This is a genomic window from Bradyrhizobium sp. 25ACV (assembly GCF_054863005.1).
Map to the genome: position 1 here is coordinate 615,315 of NZ_JAVAYO010000003.1, position 16,160 is coordinate 631,474.

15 protein-coding genes and 1 tRNA gene are annotated in these 16,160 nt (G+C 64.8%); 9 read left to right on the forward strand and 7 right to left on the reverse strand.

Annotation, left to right across the window (positions count from 1 at the left end; translation table 11 throughout):
- Nucleotides 1-320: 320 nt before the first annotated feature.
- The 3 genes from RAD04_RS10065 (at nucleotide 321) to RAD04_RS10075 (ending at nucleotide 1,990) form a co-directional block, all read left to right on the forward strand.
- Nucleotides 321-1,229 (forward strand): 4-hydroxy-tetrahydrodipicolinate synthase family protein, encoded by a 909-nt coding sequence (locus tag RAD04_RS10065; RefSeq protein WP_461623634.1) that lies wholly within the window; start codon nucleotides 321-323, stop codon nucleotides 1,227-1,229.
- 316 nt (nucleotides 1,230-1,545) lie between these two features.
- Nucleotides 1,546-1,692: a hypothetical protein gene (locus RAD04_RS10070; RefSeq protein WP_165637427.1), complete on the forward strand. Its 147-nt coding sequence runs from the start codon at nucleotides 1,546-1,548 to the stop codon at nucleotides 1,690-1,692.
- Between the two features lie 133 nt (nucleotides 1,693-1,825).
- Nucleotides 1,826-1,990 (forward strand): hypothetical protein, encoded by a 165-nt coding sequence (locus tag RAD04_RS10075; protein ID WP_461616703.1) that lies wholly within the window; start codon nucleotides 1,826-1,828, stop codon nucleotides 1,988-1,990.
- Between the two features lie 80 nt (nucleotides 1,991-2,070).
- Here the strand turns inward: RAD04_RS10075 and RAD04_RS10080 are convergent, their stop codons facing one another.
- Together RAD04_RS10080 and RAD04_RS10085 are read right to left on the reverse strand one after the other, a co-directional pair.
- Nucleotides 2,071-2,748 (reverse strand): ParA family protein, encoded by a 678-nt coding sequence (locus tag RAD04_RS10080; RefSeq protein ID WP_025032179.1) that lies wholly within the window; start codon nucleotides 2,746-2,748, stop codon nucleotides 2,071-2,073.
- 332 nt (nucleotides 2,749-3,080) lie between these two features.
- A complete protein-coding gene (locus RAD04_RS10085) occupies nucleotides 3,081-3,419 on the reverse strand; it encodes a hypothetical protein (protein ID WP_461623635.1) in 339 nt (112 codons plus the stop codon).
- A 471-nt stretch (nucleotides 3,420-3,890) separates the two neighbouring features.
- Between RAD04_RS10085 and RAD04_RS10090 the strand changes: the two genes are divergently transcribed.
- From RAD04_RS10090 to RAD04_RS10105, 4 genes are all read left to right on the forward strand, one after another.
- Nucleotides 3,891-5,057 (forward strand): CaiB/BaiF CoA transferase family protein, encoded by a 1,167-nt coding sequence (locus RAD04_RS10090; protein WP_461623636.1) that lies wholly within the window; start codon nucleotides 3,891-3,893, stop codon nucleotides 5,055-5,057.
- 2 nt (nucleotides 5,058-5,059) lie between these two features.
- Nucleotides 5,060-5,983 (forward strand): HpcH/HpaI aldolase/citrate lyase family protein, encoded by a 924-nt coding sequence (locus RAD04_RS10095; RefSeq protein ID WP_461623637.1) that lies wholly within the window; start codon nucleotides 5,060-5,062, stop codon nucleotides 5,981-5,983.
- 6 nt (nucleotides 5,984-5,989) lie between these two features.
- Entirely contained in the window at nucleotides 5,990-6,928 is a 939-nt protein-coding gene (locus tag RAD04_RS10100; protein ID WP_461623638.1) for an AEC family transporter, read from the forward strand.
- 84 nt (nucleotides 6,929-7,012) lie between these two features.
- Nucleotides 7,013-7,417: a nuclear transport factor 2 family protein gene (locus tag RAD04_RS10105; protein WP_461623639.1), complete on the forward strand. Its 405-nt coding sequence runs from the start codon at nucleotides 7,013-7,015 to the stop codon at nucleotides 7,415-7,417.
- A gap of 33 nt (nucleotides 7,418-7,450) precedes the next feature.
- Here RAD04_RS10105 and RAD04_RS10110 read toward each other — a convergent pair whose 3' ends face one another.
- From RAD04_RS10110 to RAD04_RS10120, 3 genes are all read right to left on the reverse strand, one after another.
- On the reverse strand, nucleotides 7,451-7,948 hold the full coding sequence (locus RAD04_RS10110) for a DinB family protein (RefSeq protein ID WP_461623640.1): 498 nt from the start codon (nucleotides 7,946-7,948) through the stop codon (nucleotides 7,451-7,453).
- Between the two features lie 88 nt (nucleotides 7,949-8,036).
- On the reverse strand, nucleotides 8,037-8,720 hold the full coding sequence (tenA, locus tag RAD04_RS10115; RefSeq protein ID WP_461623675.1) for a thiaminase II: 684 nt from the start codon (nucleotides 8,718-8,720) through the stop codon (nucleotides 8,037-8,039).
- Nucleotides 8,721-9,134: 414 nt separating this feature from the next.
- On the reverse strand, nucleotides 9,135-10,274 hold the full coding sequence (locus RAD04_RS10120; RefSeq protein ID WP_461623641.1) for a helix-turn-helix transcriptional regulator: 1,140 nt from the start codon (nucleotides 10,272-10,274) through the stop codon (nucleotides 9,135-9,137).
- Nucleotides 10,275-10,616: 342 nt separating this feature from the next.
- Here RAD04_RS10120 and RAD04_RS10125 point away from each other — a divergent pair, with 342 nt between their 5' ends.
- Nucleotides 10,617-11,330 (forward strand): hypothetical protein, encoded by a 714-nt coding sequence (locus RAD04_RS10125; protein ID WP_461623642.1) that lies wholly within the window; start codon nucleotides 10,617-10,619, stop codon nucleotides 11,328-11,330.
- Nucleotides 11,331-11,352: 22 nt separating this feature from the next.
- Here the strand turns inward: RAD04_RS10125 and RAD04_RS10130 are convergent.
- Nucleotides 11,353-11,429 (reverse strand) — tRNA-His (locus tag RAD04_RS10130).
- Nucleotides 11,430-11,624: 195 nt separating this feature from the next.
- On the reverse strand, nucleotides 11,625-12,059 hold the full coding sequence (locus RAD04_RS10135; RefSeq protein ID WP_461616695.1) for a phasin: 435 nt from the start codon (nucleotides 12,057-12,059) through the stop codon (nucleotides 11,625-11,627).
- A gap of 674 nt (nucleotides 12,060-12,733) precedes the next feature.
- Between RAD04_RS10135 and RAD04_RS10140 the strand changes: the two genes are divergently transcribed.
- Nucleotides 12,734-16,135 carry a PAS domain-containing sensor histidine kinase gene (locus RAD04_RS10140; RefSeq protein ID WP_461623643.1) on the forward strand — a complete coding sequence of 1,134 codons (3,402 nt, stop codon included), beginning with the start codon at nucleotides 12,734-12,736 and terminating at the stop codon, nucleotides 16,133-16,135.
- The last annotated feature ends 25 nt before the right edge of the window (nucleotides 16,136-16,160 follow it).

Here is a 16,160-nt window from a genome sequence, read left to right on the forward strand (position 1 = left end):
GGTGATTGTGTCGGCCTCACGTGGCCAATACCTTAAGCCGGGCTCGTTCGAGCCCGGCTTTTTTTCGGTCAGATCGGCCCTCGCCTTCCGCGTGTATTGACAGTTCCAGGCATACCCCGCATCATTTGCAGATGATCACGAAGTCGTGCGCAATCTCGTCGAAGGCGATCGCCTCGAAAAAAGGCCCCCATCCGGGGACCTCGGAGTTTTGCGCGCGCTAGACCGGCTTCGTCATCGCTGCAATCCCGAAAACCCCGCCGCCTGGACGGGGTTTTTTCATGTGCCCTCCGTCTCAGGTTTCCCGAGAAGGAGATGGAAACATGACCGGACTTGAACATCATTTGCACGGGCTGTGGCTGCCGCTGGTGACGCCGTTTCAGGGCGGCGCGCTCGACGAGCGGTCGCTGCGGCGGCTGACGCGACATTACAGCGCGCAAGGCATCGACGGCTTCATCCTGGGGGCGACCTCGGGTGAAGGCATGACGCTGCGCGAGGCCGAGCTCGAAAGTCTCGTCGCCATCGTGCGCGACGAGATGGCGGCGGGCCGGCGCACCTTGCCGATCTGCCTCGGACTGTCAGGCGCGGACACCGCGCGGCTGAAGGACCGTCTCGACGAGACCGCGGACTGGCCGATCGACGGTTATCTGATCGCAAGCCCTTATTACGTGCGCCCCTCGCAGCGCGGCCTCTTGGCGCATTTCGAGACGCTCGCCGATCACGCCGCTTGGCCGATTGCGCTCTACAACATTCCCTATCGCACCTCGGTGAACATCACCAACCAGACCATGCTGCGGCTCGCCGAGCATCCCAACATCATAGGCTTGAAGGATTGCGGCGCGAGCCGCGAGCAATCGATCGCGCTGCTGCGCGACCGGCCGAAGGAATTTCGCGTGCTCACCGGCGAGGACGCCAACTATTTCGAGGCGCTCAGCGACGGCGCCGACGGCGGCATCGTGCTGTCCGCCCATGTCGAGACCGCGACGTTTGCGGCGGTGTATGCGGAAGCGAAGCGCGGCAACCACGACGCGGCGCTGGCGCGCTGGCACGAGGTCGCCGATCTGACGCGGCTGCTGTTCACCGAGCCGAGCCCGGCGCCGGCGAAGTACTGGCTGTGGCGGTGCGGCCTGATCGACAGCCCCGAGGTGCGCCTGCCGATGGTGGAAGTGAGCAGCGAGCTCGCAGCCGCGATCGATCGCGAGATCGAGCGACGGACGAAGGTGGCGGCGTAGTTTCTCGTTCACCCTCCCCTGGAGGGGGAGGGTCGATCGCGCGAAGCGCGAGCGGGGTGGGGTGATCTCGCAACTCCGGCACGTCGGATGGGGCGAGCCCGTCACCCCACCCCGTCTCACATTTCGCTGCGCTCATGTGAGCCGACCCACGGGCGAGCTTCGCTCGTCCCGGACCCCTCCAGGGGAGGGTAAGAGCGCCGCCCCTTGGTTAACCGCGCCCCAACGGCCTTCGCTGCTGCCGCATGGCGCATCCACGTCTCGTTTACGCATCCGTCCCTATCGTTGCACTCCAGGAACTTCCAGAGGGGGAATGACCATGGGACATCGCACCCGGCCTACGGCCGCGAGCCAATACGCGCCGGCCGATCTTTTGCAGGGAATTCTCGTCGTTTCGTCGTTCGGGTTCTGGGCCGTGATGCTCGGCCTGATGCCGGTGCTGCTGTATCGGATCTGGCTCGCCTGAAGGCGGCACGTCGCGCGGATGGTTAAGCGGCCGTCACAAATGCGCTCAAAATGCGCAGCGGCTTGCAAGCCGGAATCTTAAAACATCCCGCGTATCGTTCACGCCCATAAGCGAAGAAATCGCGGGGGCGTTTATGAATAGTCATAATGAGATGGCGTCGCATTTCGGCGCCGGACAGGAGCAGCTGTCCACCGAGCAGAGCTTTACCACCGAGGACATTCTCTGGGCCGCCGGCATCTGGTCGGTGATCCTGACGATGTCGCCGGTCATCGTGTTCTACATGCTGATGGTGGCGTAATCCGCCTTCAGCAGATCCCGAAAACGCAAAACGCGCGGACGTTCCCGCGCGTTTTTCGTCGGGGGAAATGAACAATGAAATTAAGCAGCTTGCTTGTGCATTGCGCCGGACGCCGACGCCGTGCCGCGAATAGCCTTGACTGAACGCTCGATCGCCGCCCACAGCCTTGCGATTTCCTGAGCGGCACGGCTCTCGGCCTGATATTCCCGCGCTCCCTCGCCGTGGCTCAGTGCCATCAGCAGATCCGAACGGTTGGTGATCTGGCCGCCCCACACCGGAGCCCGGAATTTCGCCAGCGCTTCGCGGGCGATGGTGACGATCGGGCTTTCGGCTTCGTCGCGCTTGGCCGGCGCACCGTTGAGCACGACCGCGTAAGGCTTGCGCGCGGCGCGGCACATCTGGATGGTTTCCTGCACCGCGTTGACGTCGAACACGCCGGGACGCGCCGGAATGACCACCATCGTCGCGTTCTTGATCGCGTCGTCGACGACGGCCGAGAGGTTCGGCGGCGTGTCGATCAACACCCATTCATAACCGTCGCGCTTGGCAGCGGAGACGATGCCGCTGACGGAGTTCACGGCCGCCTTGATCGGCGGTTCGTTGGTGCCACGCAGCTTGTGCCACAGCGTGAGCGAGCCCTGCGGGTCCGCGTCCACGAGCATGACCTGCTTGCTCGCCTTGATCTGCGCGGCGAGATGCGCGGCTAGGGTACTCTTGCCCGAGCCGCCTTTACGCGATGCAAAAACAATAACGTTCATACCTTCGGCCTCCAGATTGACCCTAGGCCGCGAAAATGAATCACCGCGCTGATTCGTGAAAGAAAAATTTATCGAGGGTTGCGTTACAGCCACGAAATAACAAGGCGTGTTGGCTTTTGAGTCACACTGCGTCGCAGGACGAGAGACCAACTGCAGCGAAACACCGCCCGCGCGCGCGTCTGTGCGTTCTTTGAGCAACCGAGCGGGACCAAACGGAATGCAACCTTCCCGCGCAAGCCCTTACCCGTGTCTTTTCCATCGCGCGTTGGTAATTGCCATCAGCGCGGCCTGCGCGAACAAAAGGAGTCCACGGGAACGCGGCTGTCCCGCGCTCAGCCGTCGCTGGTCTTTTTCTTCTTGGGCTTGGTGCTCTTCTTCGCGGTTTTGGGCGCGATGTTGGTCGGCCTGCCGGCGCGGACCTCGCCCGGCTCCGGTCCGCGGCGGAAGAACACCGCGCATTGCGGCGAGAGCTGCGCCTTCTTCTTGATCATGCAGGCGGTGATGGCATCCACGTTCGGAACGAACTCGCCGCACAGCCGCATCGCATCCGGCGTGCAGGCCTGCTGCTCCTCGGGGGTGTAGGCAAAGCCGGTACCGGGCTGGATCAGCACGGCCAGGGCCATTCCGAGGGTTGCAGCAGCCAAGGATGTCTTGAAGCGAAACGCCGGCATCGATCCCCCCACATGTCGAGTCGGAGGGAATAGTGGGTGAACGGCGGTTCGTTGGCAACGAGGGGGGATGCGAAAGGTCGGACCTGTGCGGTCTCGGCAACAGGCGGGCGGCGGCCATCTCCACCGCTGTCGTCACCCGCGAAGGCGGGTGATCTAGTATTCCAGAGACATCGGACGTTCCCTGAGGAGCCGCGGCGTACTGGATCCCCCGCTCCAGTGCGCAATTGCGCACAAGGCGGGGGATGACAGCTGTGTGCGGGGGAAGCGCTAAACACAAAACTGCGAAAACAACCCCATGCACAGTAGCCAAGCCACGGTAATCCCAGAACATTTCGCAACTTAGGATTTAGCGAAGTCGAATTTGACTCGTCGGGCAAAACAGGGGCATCATGTCCCATCCAAGAAGATGCGCGTGGGGTGATCGGCCTGTCTCCCGCGCTGGTCGAAAAGCGCACGAGAGGAAGCGATCTCATGGAAGGGAATGAAGCGGAGCTGCCGCTGTCGGGCATCACGGTGGTCTCGCTGGAGCAGGCGATCGCAGCACCGCTGGCGAGCCGGCACCTCGCCGACTGGGGCGCGCGGGTGATCAAGATCGAGCGGCCGGACGCTGGCGATTTCTGCCGGGACTACGACCACGTGATGAACGGCATGTCGAGCCAGTTCGTCTGGACCAACCGTTCCAAGGAAAGCCTCGCCATCGACATCAAGAGCGAGGACGGCCGCAGGGTGCTCGACGCCCTGCTGCCGCAAGCCGACGTGTTCATCCAGAACCTTGCGCCGGGTGCGGCGGAGCGGCTCGGCCTCGATGCGGCTTCGCTCCTCAAGAAGCATCCGCGCATCATCGCCTGCGACGTCTCGGGCTACGGCACTGGCGGTCCCTACAGCGACAAGAAGGCCTATGATCTGCTGGTCCAGTGCGAGGCCGGTGTTCTCGCCATCAACGGCACCGAGGCGGAGCCGGCCAAGGTCGGGCTGTCGGTGGTCGATATCGCCACCGGCATGTACATCCTCAACGGCGTGCTGATGGCGCTGTACCGCCGCGAGCGGACCGGCAAGGGCACCGCTTTCCAGGCCTCGCTGTTCGACTCCATTACCGATTGGATGAGCTATCCCGCCTTCTACACGCAAAGCACGGGCCGGCCGCTGCCGCGAACCGGCGCCAGGCATGCGACGATCGCGCCCTACGGGCCGTTCCGGGTCGGCGACGGCAACACCATCTTCTTCGGCATCCAGAACGATCGGGAGTGGCGATCGCTGTGCAGCATCGTCCTCGGCGATGCCGGCCTCGCCGATCATCCGAGCTTCCGCACCAATCCGCTGCGCATGCAGAACCGCGACGAGCTGCAAGGACATATCGAGCAGCGCTTTGCATCCATGACCAGCGAGCAGGTGCTGCGACTGCTGGATGAGGCCTCGATCGCCAACGCGCATCTGAACTCGGTCGAGGCTTTCCTGGAGCACGAGCAGCTCCGCGCGCGGTCCCGGGTGCACAACGTCGGCTCGCCGTGCGGACCGGTGATGAGCTTCCTGCCCGCGCTGACCATTCCAGGCATCAAGCCGCGGATGGATCCGGTGCCGGATGTGGGACAGCACAACCAAGCCATCCTCAGCGAACTCGGTCTGGCGAAGGACATTTGACGATGGCGCAACAACGGCCAACGCGGGCCTACCTCGCCGTCCCCGCGCATCGCTCCCGTCTTGTCGCCAAGGCCGCGGCATCAGTTGCGGACGCGGTGTTCATGGATCTCGAAGACGCGGTGCCGCCATCGGAGAAAAGCCTCGCACTGGATGAGGCCGTCCGCTCCCTCGCCTCGCTCGACTGGGGCAATAAGCGCGTCACGGTGAGAATCAACACCGTCGACAGCCCCTTCATCGCCCAGGAGATCCGCGCGCTGGCGGCACTTCCGCGGCTGGATGCGGTGATCGTGCCGAAGGCGGAGCGCGCCAGCGACATCGCCGGCATTGCCGAGCAGTTGCGGGCAGCCAACCCTGATCGCCCCGCGCCGGTCGCGCTGGAATTGCTGATCGAGACGGCGCTGGGTCTCGTCAATGTCGACACGCTCGCCGCATGTCACGACAGCGTCGCCGCGCTGCATCTCGGCGTCGGCGATTTCGCGGCATCGATCGGCGCCCGCTCCTCCGACATCGGAGTGTCGCCGGACGGCTATCGGCACGTGGGATCGGCGCAAAGCGGCTATGCCTCGGCCCCGCTCGACCTCTTTGCCTATCCGATGATGCGCGTCCTGGTGGCCGCCCGCGCGCACGGTCTCATCGCCATCGACGGCCCCTGCGGCGCGTTCCGCGATGCCAGGCTGACCGAAAGCAGCGCGCAAAAGGCCGCGGCGATGGGTTTTGACGGCAAGCAGGTCATTCATCCCGACCAGATCGAGCCGACGCTGCGCGCGTTCATGCCGTCCGAGCAGGAGCTGGCGCAGGCGCGGCGGATCGTCGACGCCATGGAGCAAGCGGAGGCACAGGGCCAGGGCGCGGTGACCCTGGACGGCAAGATGATCGACTATGCCAATGTGCGGATGGCGCGCAGGATCATCGAGCTGGGGTCGTAGCGGCACATGGCCACCTTGCTGATCGTCGCGCCGGTGTTTGCGCTGATCGCGGCCGGCTATGCCGCGGTGCTGTTTCGCTTCGTCTCCGAGAGCGCGCACAAGGGCATCTCCGAATTCGCCTTCAGCATCGCGATCCCGGCGCTGCTGTTCCGCACCATCGTCGTGTCGGAATTCCCCGACGTCAGCCCCTACCGGATGTGGGGCGCCTATTACGGCGCACTGGCCGTCATCTGGATCGCGGCGCTGGCGATCTCGGCGCTGCTGCGCGCGCGGCGCGAAGACCGCGAGGACGGCGTCGTGTTCGCGATCGGCTCGGTCTACGGCAACATCGTGATGCTCGGCATTTCCCTGACGCTCTCGGCGCTGGGCAATGAGGCCGCAGGGCCGATGGCGCTGATCCTGTCGGTGAACACGCCGCTGCTCTGGCTGTGCGGCATCCTGCAGATGGAGCTGGTCAACCGCAAGCGGACCGGCTCGGCGCTGTCGGTGATCTGGCCCGTGCTCACAGATCTCGCCCGCAACCCGCTGATGCTCGCGATCGGCTTCGGCGTGGTCTGGCGCTTCACCGGCCTCGGCCTCACCCCCGTCGTCGACCGCACCATCGAGCTCCTGGCGCAGGCGGGATCGCCGACCGCGCTGATCGCGCTCGGCATCAATCTGTTTCGCTTCGAGGTGAAGGGCGAGAAGCTGAGCATCCTGGTGATATGCGCGCTGAAGCTAGCGGTGATGCCGGCAGCCGCATTCGTGCTGGCTAGACTGCTCGACCTGCCGCCGATTGCGGCCGGCGTCGTCGTGCTGTTCGCGGCAATGCCGACCGGCGCCAACGCCTACATCTTCGCGGTGCAGTATCAGCGGCTGGTGAACCCGGTCTCGGGCGCGGTGGCGCTGGGCACGCTGCTGGCGGCGGTGACGTTGCCGGTGGTGGTGTGGGTGGTGGCGCGCTGAGCATACGCAACATCGTCGCGAAGATTTTGCCTTTACACGCAAAGGTCGCTAGGCTGCCCTGATACGTGCTGCAGGGAGGGTGACATGGCACAGCGCGAAGAGATGCTTGCATTGATCAGGACCGCCTACGCCGCGCGCGGTGAGGGCGACGTCGAAGGCCTGGTGGCGGCTTTTCATCCCGAGGGCCACTTCACCTTGATGGGCGACAAGGGCGCGCTCGAACTGACGGGACGCATGGAGGGGCACCCGACCCTGCGCGGGGCTTTCGCTCAGTTCACTGCCACCTTCGGCTTCGAAAGCCGCGAGATCCTGGCTGAGCTGGTCGACGGTGACCGTGTCGCAGTCCATTCCCGGGTTCTCGTTCGATACAATCCGAGCGGAAAGACTTTCAGCACCGAGATCCTGGACCTGTTCAGATTTCAGGACGGCAAGATCGCCGAGCTGATCGAGTTTGCGGATACTGCGCAGATCAAGGCGATGATCGCCTGACATGCGATGAGATGGATTGGAGCGTCGCACGAGCTACGCCAGAAGATGAAGGTCCGTCGGCTCTGGTTCTGCACCCGCTGCCGTCAACATCGCGTGGACCTGACCTCTATGGTGCGTCTGGTGATTGAAGAGTTGAATAGCAACGAGCGTCTTTGGCTTCTCGATCCGAGTTGAACCGTCCCCCGGATACCAAACAAGCATCCCGTTCAGGTCCGCATCGACCAATCGAGCCGACCACGCTTCGATTTCCTCGTTCCGTTGCAAGCGGAGCGCCTTGAAGGCCTCCCAATCTGTGGGATCCGTGAGGGAGTGCTTGATGGTTGCCTCTGGACGCTCGTTCCCCTTTAGCCGCTCCAGTATCAGGGCATCAGCCCAATAAAGATGGTTCAATGTAGCTGCGATCGACTGGAAGAACGCACCTCGATCCTTCCAGCGATCCTCGTTGGTAAGCCCGTCGGCGGCCGTTACCAAAGAGGCGTTCTGCCAAGTGTTGTAACGGGCCATAAGTCGGCAGTATTCGGCTGAGATCATTTTCTCAGGCTCCAAAAGTTATTGATGTTGGCTGGTTTCGGGATGTAGCCCGTGAGGGGATGCAGCTCCGTAGGAGTTTCGCGCACTGTTACCGTAATTCGGCAACACGCTGGCCCTCGCGCCAGGCCATCTCCCAGAAGTCTGCCTCGAGCCGGGTGGCTTCCTTGAAGATCGCAGTCAGCTCGGCCTCGCGGGCCGGCGTGGCGTAGAGATCGGCGAGATGGTCGAGGTGCGCACGGGCTTTGGCAGCGACCTCCTGGTACGGCAGGCCGGCGTACTCGGCGATCCAGACGCGATAGGCGTTCGTCGCGGCGTCCGCATGGGGTCGCGAGGCGAGCCGCGTTGCGATCTCCGCGTACCCGATCACACAGGGAGCAAGCGCCACCTTGAGTGCCAGCAGATCGCCGCGCATTCCCGCGTCGAGCACGTAGCGTGTATAGGCCAGCATCTCGGCCGCCGGGGGGGCCTGTTCAAGGTCAGCCGGAGATAGACCCCAATCGGCACAGAGCTTCACATGCAGGTTCATCTCGACATCGAGGATGGCCGACAGGCCTGCCGCTGCCTCGCGCATGTCGGCAAGCCTGGGCGACTTGTAGACCGCGAGCGCGTAGGCGCGCGCAAACTCGATGAGGAACAAATAGTCCTGAACGAGATAATGACGAAACGCAGCTTCAGGGAGCGAGCCGTCCGCCAATCCGTTCGTAAAGGGATGTTCGGTGTAGGCCCGCCACTCAACGGATGCTGCTGTCTTGAGACGCTCGAAGAAACTCACGATCTTTTCCGCCCGCTTGCTTGTCCATGAACGGCTTTGGCTCGCTACCGATATCGCATTGCGAACCGAGGAGCTACGGTGACCGCGCACAAGATTGGCTTTGAGCGGCGTTGCGGAGAGGGTCCTCCCCGTGTCGAAAGGGTGGTGCACCGTCGCCACAATTCGCACCATCGCGCTGCTGCAGCAGGCAGCATCGCCGGCCGCGCTGATTGCACTCGGCATCAACCGGTTCCGCTTCGAGGTGAAGAGCGAGAAGCTCAGCATTTTTGTGGCGCGCGCACTCAAGCTCGTGGCGATGCCGGCCCCCGCCCTCCTGCTCGCAGGGCTACAGTGCCTGCCGCCGGCCCCCGATTTTCTTCCTCGCTACATCCGTTCATTGGGGGCGATGGGTGCACCGCATGCCATGCCGCTTCCTCAAGGCCCTCGCAACACGAGCCGGCCGAGCAGCGCCGCGAGTTCGCTTTGCCTGGATATGCCGAGCTTTTGGAATACGCGCTTCAGCACATTGCGCGCGGTGTCTTCGGCAATTCCGAGCCGGCCTGCAGCTTGCTTCGGCGGAACGCCCGAGCCCACCAGCGAGGCGATCCTGGCTTCCCCGAGCGTCAGGCCCAGGATGTCTCGCACGATGGCGGGATCCGGAGGCTCGGCAGATTTCTGCTCGATTGCGAGCACGATCGCTCGCGTGCGGGTCAGGAAGTGGTCGTCTGAAAGTGCGCCGGCGGTGATCGGGAGCAGGTAGATGACGAAGCGCCGGCCTGTTGCACTCGACTCCACGAGAATGGGTCTCGGCTCGGCCAGCAGGTCGCGCGCCTCGGCGCGAAGCGTGCGCGTCATTGCGGTCTCGAATGGAGTCCGGCTCGCCGCGATGCGAACACGCAGACGATCGTTCGCGAGGTCGAACACCTCGCCGACAAGACTTTCGCCGACCGGATTGGCGAACAGCAGGCGCGCCGACCAGTCCAGCGCGAACACGCCGATGCCGACCCGCGCGAGGGCGTCGCCAAGGCCGAGATTGGCCAGCTCGGTATCAAGCAGCCTGATCGATAGGCGCAGCGATTTCTCCGCATGGCGCCCGAGCGTCGCGATGAGGTCCAGCTCGGCGTCGGAGAATTGCGGCTTGGCGAAAGCGCGCTGCACGCTGAGCGCCACGATGATCCGCGGATCGGGCGACACGCCTATCGATCCGAACCAGCCCAAGCCGTGCCTTGCAAGGAAGTCCGTACTGAACGGATGGTTGAGGTAGGAATCGTCGATCGGGCCGATGTGCCGGTCGGTGAAGGGCTCGCCGCTGACGTAAAGGCCGGCCGAGACACACCGCTCGGCCTTGAAATCGTGCTGCGCCCAACGCCCCCCATAGTCGCCGAGCGCCGGCCCGAGGCTTTCGGAGGCGATGGCTCCGAACGCCCCGTCGTCCCTCCGCCATTGCAGGATCGCGCCCGCGTCTTCGAAGCAGTCCGCGATCTTGCCAAGTGCGGATGGCCACAATGACGGGCTCGCTGCCGTATCGTAGATCGCTTCGACGGCGGCGAGGAGACGCTCGGTGGCTGCGGGCATGAGGGTCCGATCGATCAGAGAACTCGTTCAGGTTACACGAGATTCCCTTCCAGCAAGCGCGGCCGGGCCGCTTTTACCGGGTTTTGCCCCCCGAGTTCTACGGACAGCCAGCTGTGGGGGTTGGTTGCAGCAGGAGCGAAGCGGCCGGGCGCGGCCTCGGATTTTCGGGGCGAGCGCCGCCACCAGACCCGTTTGGGTCATGCGACGGTCTGGCGAGGTCTATTGGATAAATAGTCGCTGGCTGGAAGTCCTTTCAATGACATCGCTGTTCGTATTGCCTCACGCCGTGATGCGGCCGCGCCGAAGCGGCGAGGCTGTGTTCAACCTGCACTCGGCCGCGCCATGACCAACGACCGCAAAGAAGACGTGCGGTGTTTCTGCTGCGGGGAGACATCGGAGCAATTGGTCCTTTCGCGCTCCAGCCAGCTCGGCGTCAGGGATCTCGATCTACGTTCCGGAATGATGCCGTCCACCATGGGCAGCTGGCTGCAGGAATGTCCGAACTGCGGCTACGTAGCGACCGACCTGGCGAAAGGAGACGAGTGCGACCGCCTATTTGTTCAGACGGAGCAGTATGCAGCGCTATGCGAGCTTCCTCAATTTTCGCGGCGATCGTCCCGCTTTCTGCTCCGCGCCGCGATCGAGCTCGCGCGGGAGGATTTCGAGCGAGCATTCGACTCCACGCTGTGCGCGGCAGGGGATGCGGATGACTGCAATCTCCCGGACATTGCGCGCGGGTTACGAAAGATTGCGAGTCGCTATCTTGCCGGCCGTCCGCTGACCGTCGACTTGCGCGTGAGCTTGCTGGATGTGCTTCGCCGCGTGTCCGACTGGGCCGCTGCGGCCGCGCTCGCTGTGGAATTGATGGGCGAAAATTTGGGGCATCCGCGTGCCGCAATTGTCTGCTTTCAGCTCGGCAGGATCGAAGCACGAGATGACCGCTGTTACACGCTCAGCCAGGTTTTGCGTTCGAACCACGATCCGGAGGCTTCCAACGATGACGCCGAACATCTGGAGCATGTCGTGCACGTGTTGGGCCGACTGAAGCGTCGATGATCGTCCGTAATCTAAAGAGAGGTGGTACAGTTGGGTGGGCTCGAACCACCGACCTCCTGTTCCACAGACAGGCGCTCTAACCAACTGAGCTACAACTGCATCCTGGCGAGCCGCGCCTTGGAGTGCCCTGAAAAGGGCCGGTCACCGAGGGGGCTGGACGGAGCGGAAACTAGGTGCAACGGGCGTTTTTGGCAAGGCCGCAAGACCCCCAAATCGTCCCCTAAGCGACGTTATTTGCAAAGCAAAACCCGGGCCTCGCGGCCCGGGTTTGTTATCGAGAACCAACCGGCCGGATCAGGCGGCGGGCTTGTAGAACTTCGAGGCCGAGGCCTTGATCGGCTCGGCGGTCTCGGCGGCGACGCGCTGGGTCAGCTCGACCAGCTCCTTGGCCTGAGACTGGAAGGTCTCGAGCTGGGTGCGGGTGTGGCCGGTCCACAGCTCCATCGCTTCGGCCGGCGACTTCAGGCCGAACAGCTGCTGGGCGAAGTCCAGCTGGGCGTTGCTGTTGGCCTTCATGAATTCCACCAGCTTGGCGGTGTATTCGCTCGCGCCCTTGCTGGCGCAGGTGAACACGGCCTCGACGGTGCCGTTGTGGGTTTCGGCGGCGTCCTTGAACTTGGCGTAGCTCTCACGGGCCTGCGACACGCCCTTTTCGGCGAACGCACGCATCTGCTCGGGCACCTCGAACGGAATGATCGAGGCAGAAAACGGATCAGTCGCACCTGTCATGGTTGTCCCTCACGATAATGAAAAATGGAGTGAGCCTTCTGGCGCGCCCGCCGGCCCCCGGTCTGGGCCGTCACACATTGAGCGGGTACGAAAGACTGGAAACGCGAAACAAACGAGATGGCTCGCCCAGCGCCCAGCATTATGGCTGCCTATCATGTCAACATTGTGCAGCGCAATGCAGCCGCAGGGTGCGTCGCGATAATTTAATCTAGGTTAGGGCGAGGTTCCGGGTTGGGGGAACCGGGGGTTGAGGTAAGGGGGTGGGTGGTTTGCCCGGCGGGTCTTTCTTACCCTCCCCTGGAGGGGAAGGGTCGGTCGCGCGTAGCGCGAGCGGGGTGGGGTGATCTCTCCCCTCGGGCAGTGTGCGATGTGGAGAGACTGTCACCCCACCTCGGCTCGCATTTCGCTTCGCTCCATGCGAACCGATCCTCCCCCTCCAGGGGAGGATGGGGACCTTTGATGCCGCGCGGCCTGTGACCGCTCCTCCCTTCGAATCCCTTGGATGAAGCGGGCTGCGGCTTGCGGGTTCGGGCTGATTAAGGTTATCGCGGCTTAGGGCCGCCGCCGGGGACCGGGGCCGTGGACCTGCCCGCGGGCGCGGGCGATACTAACCCTTTCTTAAGGCTGTCATTCCCGGCAGCCGCCAGCTTCAAGCGCGAGACACAGCCGGTCGGATGACGAGTTCGGATTTCCAGTTGCGAGGTGTGGGCGATCCCCGGCTGGCCGTGCATGCGACCTCGCCGCTCGCGACCTGGCTGTGGTCCACCGACGGCGCGCGCGTGCTGTGGGCCAATCCGGTCGGCGCAAAGCTGTTCGGCGCGGCCAATGGCGCAGCGCTCGCGGAGCGGATTTTTGGCCCGGCGGACAGCCATCGCCGCCAGGTTGCCCGGCTCGCCCGGCAGCTGCCGGCGAACGGCAATGTGCGGCTCGAACGGCTGCGCGGCTTCGGCGCCCGGCTCGGCACGCTGATGACCTGCGCCTGCGCCCGGCTCGACTTTGCCGATGGCGGACACGCCGTGCTCGTCACGGCGATGGACCCGACCTTGCGCACCATGCCGCTGGTCGAGCGGCTGCATCGCCTGGTCGAGGGCGCGAAGATGCCGATGGCGGCGTTCGCGCCCGACGGACTGTTCGTCGGCGCCAGCGAGGCCGCCCGCTCCCTGCTTGGCTTTCGCGATCTCGGCGAGGCCGGCCTCGAACAGGCGCGCAGCGATGCGCTTCGCGAGGGCCGCGTCGAGACGCCGATCGGCATCGGCCAGATGGTGCTGCAACGGGTCGGCATCGGCGCCGATGTCGGCCTGATCGCGCTGATCGAGCCGGCCACGCAAGCAGCGCCCGCGGCGGCCGTGCCCGAGAGCACGGCGGAAACCGCAAACGAGACGCCGGCTGAACCCGCGCAGCAGGCCGCGGCCATGCCGTGCGAGCCGCCACCGCCGCAGCATGGATCGGCCGGGATCTCGTTGTTCGATGCGTTCGCCGAGCCGGTCGAGGCCGAAGAGCCCGTTCGAGAACCAGCTCACGAAACGCCGGACCAGACCGCCGACATCGCGCCAAAGACTCCGGTTGAAAACCCGCATCAAGCCATCGTCTCGCCGCAGGCTGCGCCGATCACTCCCGGCATGGTCGATCCACCGTCGAGCCAGCAATCGTCTGGCCGGGAATCGTCGGGCCAAGAGCCGCCCGCACCGCGTCAGCATCCGCTGCGCTTCCTCTGGCAGATGGATGCGGAGGGCCGCTTTGTGCTTCTCTCCGACGAATTCATCCGCCTGATCGGCGCGCGCACCGCCGCCGGCTTCGGCCGTCCCTGGCGCGAGATCGCCGAGGAATTCTCACTCGATCCTGAGGAGCGCGTCGCGGAGGCGCTTGCGCGCCACGACACCTGGGCCGGGATCACCGTGAACTGGCAGGCTGACGGCGGCGAGCATCTGCCGGTCGAGCTCGCGGGGCTGCCAGTCTACGACCAGGAGCGCAACTTTGCCGGCTTCAAGGGCTTTGGCGTCTGCCGCGATCTCGACGGCCTCAACCGCCTGGAAGCACTCAGGCGCTTCGAGACGGTGACCGAACCGCCGGCGCAGCACGGCCTTTCGGCCGAACTGGTCGCGCCCGAGTCCGAGGCCGAGCCGGTCGCGGAGGCGCCGCCTCCGCCAATCGAGCTGCCCGCAGCCGAGCCTGAGCCGACAGTCGAACCTGAACTGCCCGAACCCACCAGCGACGCGAATTCACACCCAACCGATCCGGAAACGTCAGTGGAAACGCCAGTCGAAACCCCTCCGAATGTCGTGCCGTTCCGCCCGCACGGCGATGTCAGATCACCCGGTGATCAGAGATCGCCGACGCTGACGCCGGTCGAGAACAGCGCGTTCAACGAGCTCGCCCGGCAATTGTCCGAACGGCTCGAACGCGAGCGCGAGACGATCGCGGCAGAAGCTTCCGAGCCTGTCGCGGAGATCACCACCGAGCCACCGGCGCCGGAGCCCTCACCGCCGCAAGCTGCGGCCGAATGGCTGAGCGAGCCCGCGCCGCCGGCACGCGGTGCCAGCGCGCGCGACCGCACCCTGCTCGACCTGTTGCCGACAGGCATCCTGATCTACCGGTTCGACCGCCTGCTCTATGCCAACCCCGCCTTCCTCGCGCGCATGGGCTATGCCGGCATCAACGCGCTGGAGAATGCCGGCGGGCTCGATGCGCTCTATGTCGAGCCCGGCGTGTCCTCGGCCAGCAGCACCTCGCAAGCCGGCACGCCTGTCACGATCAGCGCGACGCTCGCGAACGGCGAGCAGCCGCTTGCGACCACCGAAGCGCATCTGCACACGATCGACTGGGACGGCGAGAGCGCGCATGCGCTGATCTGCGCGCTGCCGCAGGCGCCCATCGTCGCGGCGGCTTCGATCGCACAGACCGTCGTCGTCGAGCCCATCGTCGCCGAATCCTTCCCCTACGCGCCCGAGCTCGAATCCGCGGCCGGCGATGCCGATGCCGAGGATCTCGCCGCGATCCTCGACACCACGGCCGAGGGCATCGTCATGTTCGATGCCGAAGGCAACATCCACGCCTGCAACCGCAGCGCGGAGGCGCTGTTCGGCTATGACGGCACTGAGCTGCTCGAGCAGAATTTGACGACGCTGTTCGCGCCGGAGAGCCGGCAGATCGTCGCCGACTATCTCGAAAGCCTCAAGAGCCAGGACATTTCGAGCCTGCTCGACCACGGCCGCGAGGTGCTGGGACGCGAGAAGAAGGGCGGCGTCATTCCGCTCGCGATGATCATGGGCCGCACGCGGCCGGACGGCCCGAACTTCTTCGCCGTGTTCCGCGACCTGTCGCAGAGCAAGAAGGGCGAGAGCGAGCTGACGCAGGCCCGCCACCTCGTCCACAGCGCGGCCAATGCCAAGGCCGACATGCTGGCGCGGATCAGCCACGAGATCCGCACGCCGCTCAACGCCATCATCGGCTTTGCCGAGGTGATGATCTCCGAACGCTTCGGCACGCTCGGCAACGAGCGCTACGGCGAATACATGAAGGATATCCGCGCCTCCGGCGAGCGCGTCATCGCGATCATCGACGATCTGCTGGAACTATCACGGATCGAAACCGGCAAGCTCGATCTCAATTTCGCCAACCTCAGCCTCAACGACCTCGTCGAAGCCTGCGTGACGGTGATGCAACCGCAGGCCAATCGCGAGCGCATCATCATCCGCACCTCGCTCGCGCATGCGCTGCCGCAGGTCACGGCGGACGCGCGCGCGATGCGGCAGATCACCATGAATCTGGTCTCGAACTCGATCCGGCTGGCCAGCGCCGGCGGCCAGGTCATCGTCTCCACCGCGCTGTCCGACCGCGGCGAGATTGCGCTTCGCATCCGCGACACCGGCCATGGCCTCTCCGAGCGCGAAGTCGCCGCCGCGATGGAGCCGTTCCGCACCCCGCCGCCCGGGGACGCCGCGGACAATTCGGCGCTGAGCCTGTCGCTGACCAAGGCCCTGGTCGAAGCCAACCGCGCCCGCTTCAACATCAAGAGCTCGGGGAATTCCGGCACGCTGATCGAAGTGGTGTTCGCACCGGTGGTGGCGGGGGCTTAGCAGTCACCACAAGCTCATCATGCCC